Below are 6,761 nucleotides of genomic sequence, written 5' to 3'. Positions count from 1 at the left end.
GGGCCCACCTGTCGGTGGACCCCTCTCACTGCTCTGTCGGGACGGCGGGATTTGAACCCACGACCCCTTGACCCCCAGTCAAGTGCGCTGCCAAACTGCGCTACGTCCCGTCCGTCGGACCTACACCGTCTCCGGAGCGGCCAACGGAGACGACTCTATCGCATCTCCCGAGCCGTTCGCACCACGGTTCCATCTGCGCAAGATCGGTCAAGCGGATCCGGGGGTCGGATGAAGATACTGGTCCCATGACCGACCCCACCACCGGACGCGACCGGCTACGTGAACTGCTCGACGCCGTCCTGGCCGAGGACAACGCCCGCCTGAGCGACATGGCCGGGCAGGCGCACGCCTCACCGTTCCACTTCAGCCGCACCTTCGCCCGGGACACCGGCGAATCACCCGTGGCACTGCGCCGTCGGGTGCTGTTGGAGAGGGCCGCCTGGCAGATCGGGCAGGGCACCGGGGTCACCGACGCCGCGTTCGCCGCCGGATACGAGTCCGTCGAGGGGTTCACCCGCGCGTTCGCACGCGCCTTCGGTCACCCGCCCAGCGCCACCACGGCCGGCAGCGGCCGGTGGCTGACCGCACCCAACGGGGTCCACTTCCATCCGCCGTTCCACCTGTGGGTGGAGGAGAACCCGAAGGGACGACCCGACATGGACCTCACCACCTTCCAGGTGCACCACGACATCGACGACACGGCCCTGCTCATCGACCTGGCCGCCGGTCTGTCCGAGGAGGAGTACCGGAAGGTGCGCTCCCCCGGTCGGACCGTCCTGACCTGGGACGGGCCGGAGGAGTCGATCGCGCAGGGGCTGGAGTGCCTGGTGCGGTCCAAGGAGGTGTGGCTGGCCTCCATCGAGGGGGCCGACTTCCCCGAACACGGGGACGACGACCCGGCGTCGCTGCGGGAACGGCACCGCGAGGCGGGGGCACGGTGGATCGCCACCATCGGTGACATCGGACGCCGGGGCGCCTGGAGCGACCGGTTGATCGACGCGCTGTGCGATCCACCGGAGAGCTTCGTCCTCGGCAGCGTGGTCGTGCACGTGCTCACCTTCGCCGCGCACCGGAGGCAGTCGGCACGGCACATGCTGCGCGAGGCGGGCGTGGAGGTGGGCCACGGGGATCCCATCGAATGGCTACAGGACCGATACGGAGGAACGACATGACCAGGACCGTCTACGAGACCGCCACCAGCCTGGACGGGTTCATCGCCGACCAGGACAACTCTTTGGAGTGGCTGTTCGCGGTGGAAGGCGCTCAAGAGGGTGAGGCGATCGACTCCACCGCCGAGTTCATCAACGGCGCGGGCGCGATCCTCACCGGGGCGACCACCTACGAGTGGATCCTCCAGGAGCAGGGGCACAAGCCCTGGCCGCACCAGGCCCCCACCTGGGTGCTGACCCATCGCGACCTGCCCCGGGTCGAGGGGGACCTTCGGTTCCTCAGCGCCGACACCGACGAGGAGCTGCGCGCACTGCACGAGGAGATGGTGAGGACCGCCGACGGCAAGGACATCTGGGTGGTCGGCGGTGGACGCGTCGCCGCCGAGCTGGCCAGGTTGGGGCTGCTCGACGAGGTCCGGGTGTCGATCGCCCCGGTCAGTCTGGGCGGTGGCGCCCCCCTGCTGGACGGCCGTGTACGGCTGCGGCCCTTGTCGGCCCGGCTCGCGGGCGCGTTCGCCTGCCTGAACTACGAGGTCGTCAAGGACTGACCGCCTACGGCTCGGCCAGCAGTTCCGCCGCCTCGGCCACTTGGTCCTCGTCCAGGACGGGGATCCCGTGTGCAATCAGCAGGTGGGCGGTGACGCCCTCCCCCGTGACCTTGCGCCCGGAGAAGGTGCCATCGAACACCTGGTGGGAGCCGCAGGAGGGGCTGGACTGCTTGAGCAGCGCCACGGCCACGTCGTGGGCCTGCGCGGTGGCCAGCGCCGCGCGGGCTCCGGAGACGAAGTGATCGGTCACGTCCACGCCTTCGGGGGTGAGGATGCGGGCGCGCCCGGCGAGGACGTCGGCTGCGTCGGCGCCCGGCTCGATCTCGGCCGGTGGTCGGGGCACGGGCAGCCCGCCGGCGATCTCGGGGCAGTGCACGACCAGGCGCCCCTCGGCACGCCAGCGTTCGACGGTGGCGTCGTCCACCGGTTTGGCCCGCCCGTCGAAGCGGACCCTGCGGCCCATCAGACAGGCGCTCACCAGCACTTTGCGCATACGGCCACGCTACCCGGCCCCGACACGGCCACATCCCACGCTTTTCTCACTCACGGTGCTTATCTGGATTCTTCACGTGATCACTGGGAGGGGAAGACGTGAGCGAGACACCACCCGAGAGCGGTGCGAGCCCCAAGGGCACCCGGGTACTGGAGACCGACCACCGCACCACCCGCAAGGCCGTCACCGCCGCGGCCATCGGTAACGCGACCGAATGGTTCGACTTCGGTGTCTACAGCTACCTGGCCACCACGATCGGGCTGGTGTTCTACCCGTCCCAGTCGGGTGGCGTCCAACTGATCGCGACCTTCACCACCTTCGCCGCGGCGTTCCTCGTCCGCCCCCTCGGTGGTCTGTTCTTCGGTCCGCTCGGCGACAGGGTCGGCCGCAAACAGGTGCTCGCCTTCACCATGCTGCTCATGGCGGCGAGCACGTTCGCGATCGGGCTCATCCCCTCGGCGGAGACGATCGGCATCGCCGCCCCGATCCTGCTTCTGGTCGCGCGCATGTCGCAGGGCTTCTCCACCGGTGGCGAGTACGGCGGAGCGACCACCTTCATCGCCGAATACTCGCCCGACAAGCGTCGCGGGTTCCTGGCCTCCTGGCTGGAGTTCGGCACGATCAGCGGTTACGTGGCCGGCGCCTCCATCGTCACGCTGATGACGGTGGCCCTGGGCAGCGAGACCATGGTGGAGTGGGGTTGGCGTATCCCGTTCCTGTTGGCGCTTCCGCTGGGCGGCATCGGCCTGTACCTGCGTCTCAAACTGGACGACACCCCGATCTTCGAGGGTTCCTCGGAGAGCTTCGCCAAGGACTCCGCCGGTGAACGTCGCAAGGGCCAGCTTCGGGAGACCTTCGTCGACCAGTGGCGCGCCATGCTTCTGTGCATGGGCCTGATCCTGGTCTTCAACGTCAACAACTACATGGTGACGGCCTACCTGCCCACCTATCTGGAGACCGAACTCGACTACGGAGCCTCTGCGGCGCTGGTGATCACCCTGGGCGGCATGGTGTTCATCCTCGCCACGGTCGCCCTGGTCGGGCATCTCAGCGACCGGGTGGGCCGCAGGCCGGTGTTGTTCACCGGCAGCCTGCTCTCGATCGTGCTGTCCCTACCGGCCTTCTGGCTGATGCAGCGCGGTGACCTGTGGGCGGTCGCCCTGGGTGTGGTGGTCCTGGCGATCACCCTGGTGCACTTCTCCGGTGCGGGGCCCGGCGCCCTGCCGGCGTTCTTCCCCACCAAGGTCCGCTATGGCGCGCTGGCCGTCAGCTTCAACGTCTCGGTGGCGTTGTTCGGCGGCACCACCCCGTTGGTCTCGGAGTCCCTGATCCAGGCCACCGGCAACCTCTACGCCCCCGCCTGGCTGCTCATGGCCGCCGGGGTGGTGGGCGTCCTGGTGGTGTGGCGGATGCGGGAGAGCGCAGGTCGACCGTTGCCGGGCGCACCGGCCATCCCGGTGCCGAGTCCGCGCAAGAACGTGGAACCGGCTCCGAGGCCGCGCTACAGCAACGTGCGCCGCCTGCCCTGAGCGTCCTGACCGAACTCGACGAAGGGGCGCCCCGTCACCAGTGAACTGGTCCCCGATAGTTGGACTGGGAAATCCAGTTCCATCTACCGGGGAGCAGTTCAGATCAGGGAGCCCTTTCCACTCACGCGTGGAACCCTAGCGACGGCCGCCGGACCTGCGGTCCGAACGCACGCTGCCCTTGGAGGCGCGGCCCGGGGCCCCGCCCTTCTTCTCCCGGATACGCATGCTGATGTGCACCGGGGTGCCCTGGAAACCGAAGTCCTCGCGCAGGCGCCGCTCGACGAACCGGCGGTAGTTGTCCTCCAGGAACCCGGTCGTGAACAGGATGAAGTGCGGCGGACGCGATCCGGCCTGGGTCCCGAACAGGATCTTGGGCTGCTTGCCACCACGCGCCGGCGGCGGGGTGGCCGCCACCAACTCCTTGAGCCAGTTGTTGAGCTGACCGGTGGGGATGCGCTGGTTCCAACCCATCAGGCTGGTCTCGATCGCGGGGACCAACCGCTCCATGTGGCGGCCGGTGGCGGCGGAGATGTTCACCCGGGGCGCCCACGACACCCGCGACAGCTGCCGGTCGATCTCCTTCTCCAGGTAGATCCGGCGTTCCTCGTCCAGGATGTCCCACTTGTTGAAGGCCAGGACCAGACCCCGGCCGGCCTCGACGACCTGCTCGACCACGCGGATGTCCTGCTCGGCGAGCGGCTCGCTGACGTCGATCAGCACCACCGCGACCTCGGCCCGTTCCAGGGCGCTGCCGGTGCGCATCGTCGCGTAGTAGTCCGCGCCCTGCAGCGCGCGGAACTTGCGACGGATACCGGCCGTGTCGATGAACTTCCAGGTCTGGCCGCCCAGCTCGATGAGCTCGTCGACCGCGTCACGGGTGGTACCCGCCACGGAGTCCACGACCACCCGGTCCTCGCCGGCCAGCCGGTTGAGCAGGCTGGACTTACCGACGTTGGGCCGCCCCACCAGGGCCACCCGGGACGGACCGTCCTCGCCGTCGCTCTCGTCGTCACCCTGGGGGGTCTCGGGAAAGGCCTCCACCACGGCGTCGAGCATGTCGCCGGTACCGCGACCGTGCAGGGCACTGATCGGGAAGGGCTCCCCCACACCGAGGTTCCACAGGTTGAGGGCGTCGGCCTCCTGCTGACCACCGTCGACCTTGTTCGCGGCCAGGACCACGGGACGCTTGGTGGCGCGCAGCACACGGGTGACGGCCTCATCGGCGTCGGTGATGCCGACCGTCGCGTCCACCACGAACAGGATCACGTCGGCGGTCTGCGCCGCGTACTCGGCCTGACGGGCGACCATCGCGGCCAACCCGCTGACGCTGGTCTCCCAACCCCCGGTGTCCACCAGGGTGAACCGGTTGTTCTGCCATTCGGCGTCGTAGGCGACCCGGTCACGGGTCACGCCCGGCACGTCCTCGACCACGGCCTCACGGCGACCGATGATCCGGTTCACCAGGCTGGACTTACCTACGTTGGGTCGACCGACCACCGCCACTACGGGCAGGGCCGACTCGGTGTCCTCGGACTCGTATCCCACATCGGACACGTCGAACTCGCTCATTGCTCACTACTCCCGGTTCGAGGTCCTCGCGCGCCCAGGATGCGTGCCGCGAGGATGCTGAAATACCACGGGGAAACCCCCCGTGGTGATGCCGGCGTCGCCGGTGGTGCTATCCGACCTTGGCCTCGTCGGCCAGTTCGACCACCAGGGCCACGACCTCCTCCAGCGTCAGGCCGGTGGTGTCGAGCTCGGTGGCGTCGGCGGTCCGGGTCAGCGGCGAGTGGGCGCGGCTGGAGTCCAGCTTGTCGCGGCGGGCCAGGTCGGCCTGGGTGGCGGCGACGTCGCCGGTCCGGACCTCCTTGCTGCGCCGCTGCGCGCGGGCCTCGGCGCTGGCGGTGATGAACAGCTTCACCGGAGCGTCGGGGGCCACCACCGTGGTGATGTCCCGGCCCTCGACCACGATGCCGGCCGACTCGGCTCTGGCGGCCTCGATGATCTCGCGTTGGGTGCGCACCAGCAGCGCGCGCGCCTCGGGCACCGCCGAGACCGCGCTGACGTTGGTGGTGACGTCCTTGCCGCGAATGTCGGTGGCCACGTCCCGGCCGTCGACCGTCACGGTGGGCGCGTCCGGGTCGGTACCCATGGAGATCACGGGACGCTCGACGTTGGCGGCCACCGCGGCGGCGTCGTTCACGTCCACGCCGTGGTGCAACATCCACCAGGTCAGGGCCCGGTACATGGCCCCGGTGTCGAGGTAGCGCAGCTCACGCACCCGGGCCACGCCCTTGGCCGTGCTCGACTTGCCCGACCCGGAGGGACCGTCGATGGCGATGACGATTCCGGTGTGCTGCGCGCTCACTACTGCTGACTCCCTCGGTCCACTCTTTGCCGACGCCCAAGACTACCTTCGCGCGACTCGCCCTCGGACCACAGCGTAGAACGGTCTCACACCCCCGGGTGGACCGACCATCCGTCGGCCGAAAGCGCCTCGGCGAGGGTGTCGACCGCCTCCGGCAGCACGTACAGCTCGGCCACACCCAGTGGCAGGCCCGGGCTGTGCTCGATGCGCACGTCCTCGATGTTGACCCCGGCGGTGGCGGCGGCCGCGAACAGACGACCCAACGACCCGGGTTCGTCGGGGATGACCACGGGGATGACGGTGTACTCCGGACGACGGACCGAACCGTGCTTGCCGGGGATGCGTCCGTGCCCGGAACGGCCACGCTCCAGCAGGTCCCGGACGGGTTCCGCCGTATGGTCGACCAACGCCTTCGCGGTGGCGGCCAGGTCCGCGGCCACCTCGCTCAGCACCCGCGCCACCGGGGCGGCGTTGTGGGTGAGGATCTCCTCCCACATCCGCGGATCGCCGCCGGCGATGCGGGTGACGTCGCGCACCCCCTGACCGGCGAGCGCCAACGCGGTCTCGTCCCCGCCCAACAGCCGCGCGGCCACCGCGGAGGAGGCCACGTGCGGAACGTGAGAGACCAGCGCCACCGCCCGGTCGTGCGCGTCG

At 69.6% G+C, this 6,761-nt stretch carries 7 protein-coding genes and 1 tRNA gene; 3 read left to right on the top strand and 5 right to left on the bottom strand.

The window, feature by feature from the left end; all coding sequences use genetic code 11:
• Nucleotides 1–36: 36 nt before the first annotated feature.
• A tRNA-Pro gene (locus K8V84_RS19480) sits at nt 37–110 on the bottom strand.
• Nucleotides 111–245: 135 nt separating this feature from the next.
• Here K8V84_RS19480 and K8V84_RS19475 point away from each other — a divergent pair.
• Nucleotides 246–1,172: a helix-turn-helix domain-containing protein gene (locus K8V84_RS19475; RefSeq protein ID WP_304077032.1), complete on the top strand. Its 927-nt coding sequence runs from the start codon at nt 246–248 to the stop codon at nt 1,170–1,172.
• Entirely contained in the window at nt 1,169–1,717 is a 549-nt protein-coding gene (locus K8V84_RS19470) for a dihydrofolate reductase family protein (RefSeq protein ID WP_304077029.1), read from the top strand. Before K8V84_RS19475 ends, K8V84_RS19470 begins: the two co-directional genes overlap by 4 nt.
• Before the next feature lie 4 nt (nt 1,718–1,721).
• Here the strand turns inward: K8V84_RS19470 and K8V84_RS19465 are convergent, their stop codons facing one another.
• Nucleotides 1,722–2,210: a DUF523 domain-containing protein gene (locus K8V84_RS19465; protein ID WP_304077026.1), complete on the bottom strand. Its 489-nt coding sequence runs from the start codon at nt 2,208–2,210 to the stop codon at nt 1,722–1,724.
• 98 nt (nt 2,211–2,308) lie between these two features.
• On the opposite strand from K8V84_RS19465, the gene K8V84_RS19460 reads away from it, so the two are divergent.
• Complete coding sequence (locus K8V84_RS19460; protein ID WP_304077023.1) at nt 2,309–3,739, top strand: MFS transporter; 1,431 nt, start codon at nt 2,309–2,311, stop codon at nt 3,737–3,739.
• Between the two features lie 135 nt (nt 3,740–3,874).
• On the opposite strand, the gene der is transcribed toward K8V84_RS19460, so the two are convergent.
• The 3 genes from der to K8V84_RS19445 form a co-directional block, all read right to left on the bottom strand.
• Complete coding sequence (gene der, locus K8V84_RS19455; protein WP_304077020.1) at nt 3,875–5,308, bottom strand: ribosome biogenesis GTPase Der; 1,434 nt, start codon at nt 5,306–5,308, stop codon at nt 3,875–3,877.
• A 109-nt stretch (nt 5,309–5,417) separates the two neighbouring features.
• Nucleotides 5,418–6,107, bottom strand: a complete 690-nt coding sequence (cmk, locus tag K8V84_RS19450; RefSeq protein WP_304077019.1) for a (d)CMP kinase — start codon at nt 6,105–6,107, stop codon at nt 5,418–5,420.
• Nucleotides 6,108–6,193: 86 nt separating this feature from the next.
• A partial coding sequence (locus K8V84_RS19445) for a prephenate dehydrogenase (protein ID WP_304077016.1) occupies nt 6,194–6,761 on the bottom strand: 568 nt, incomplete at its 5' end.

The organism is Nocardiopsis listeri, assembly GCF_020741345.1.
GTDB classification, from domain to species: Bacteria; Actinomycetota; Actinomycetes; order Streptosporangiales; family Streptosporangiaceae; genus Nocardiopsis; species Nocardiopsis listeri_A.
The sequence above is the reverse complement of the archived record's forward strand: the minus strand, read 5'-3'. Positions and strand labels throughout refer to the sequence as shown.